General features: G+C 40.3%; 3 protein-coding genes. All 3 read left to right on the forward strand.

The window, feature by feature from the left end; all coding sequences use genetic code 11:
• The coding region (locus tag R7D93_RS25765) for a beta-ketoacyl synthase chain length factor (protein ID WP_318129619.1) at window positions 1–221 on the forward strand (221 nt) is incomplete at its 5' end.
• Window positions 218–985, forward strand: coding sequence for a lysophospholipid acyltransferase family protein (locus tag R7D93_RS25770; RefSeq protein ID WP_318129620.1), 768 nt, complete (start codon window positions 218–220; stop codon window positions 983–985). The genes R7D93_RS25765 and R7D93_RS25770, both read left to right, overlap by 4 nt.
• Window positions 986–998: 13 nt before the next feature.
• The coding region (locus R7D93_RS25775; RefSeq protein WP_318129621.1) for a phosphopantetheine-binding protein at window positions 999–1,158 on the forward strand (160 nt) is incomplete at its 3' end.

Genomic DNA, 1,158 nt, shown 5'->3' on the forward strand with positions numbered 1-1,158 from the left:
CTGACTCTTATTTAGAATATGAAAACCAACAATACCAAGGGTTTGGACTTGGCTTAATACTTTCTCATGGAGATAGCTTCACGGTGCAAAGCGGCATCAGTGCAAAATGCTCAAACCATCCGTTGCCACAAGGCCTAGCGTTTTTGCAACACTACTTGTTAGATGAAAAACAGTGGACTATTCACGCTCCGAAACAAATTTGGGAATGGCACAAGCAATGACTCGCTTAAATCAGTATTGGCGCGTGCTCGCCACGGGTTTCTGTTTTTCGGTATTTGGTTTGGGTGGTTTAGCGCTGAGCTTTATCGTGATTCCAACTATTCGTATTTTTGTCTCTGACCAAACTGAACGTGAATATAAAGTTCAAGGCGCGATTCAATATTCTTTCAACACATTCTGTAAGTTAATGAAGTTCAGCGGGGCGATTGATTATGAAATTATTGGCGCAGACCTTCTTCAACAAGATCGAAATTGTTTAATTGTTGCCAATCACCCGAGTTTAATTGATTACGTTTTAATCGCCTCACAATTAAATCGCTGTGATTGTTTAGTAAAGTCCGCAATTTGGTCGAATCCTTTTATGAAGCATATTGTAAAGGCAGCCGGATATATTCCAAACGAAACGCCAGATGATTTATTAGCACTTTGTGAAGAACGATTTAATAAGGGCAACGTGTTGCTTATATTTCCGGAAGGTACAAGAACAACACCAGGCGTAAAACCTAAGTTGCAACGTGGCGCGGCACAAATTGCGGTAAGAACAGAACGAGATTTAAGAGTCGTACATATTACGGTGACACCGAGCTTTCTCACAAAAGAGAAAAAATGGTATCAGGTGCCAACAACAAAGCCCTTTTTCAAAATTGAAGTTAAGGATAAAGTTGAGATTGAGCCCTTTATAAAGCAAACTACGTCACCAACGATAGCGGCTCGACGCTTACAACAGCACTTGGCTGACAACATTTTTCCAGAAAACTTTTATTGATAAGCAGGTCCCAGTGGAACAGTTACACAACGATATTAAGCAACTTATTATTAATGCTTTGAACCTTGAAGATTTAACCGTAGACGATATTGAAACGGATGCGCCACTTTTTGGTGATGGACTTGGCTTAGACTCTATCGACGCACTTGAGCTTGGATTAGCAATTAAAAAGC

The organism is Vibrio sp. YT-15 (assembly GCF_033337445.1).
GTDB lineage: Bacteria > Pseudomonadota > Gammaproteobacteria > Enterobacterales > Vibrionaceae > Vibrio > Vibrio alginolyticus.

Excerpts from the sequence above, each read along its gene's own strand:
- R7D93_RS25770 (WP_318129620.1), top strand. The coding sequence starts at position 218 with ATGACTCGCTTAAATCAGTATTGGCGCGTGCTCGCCACGGGTTTCTGT.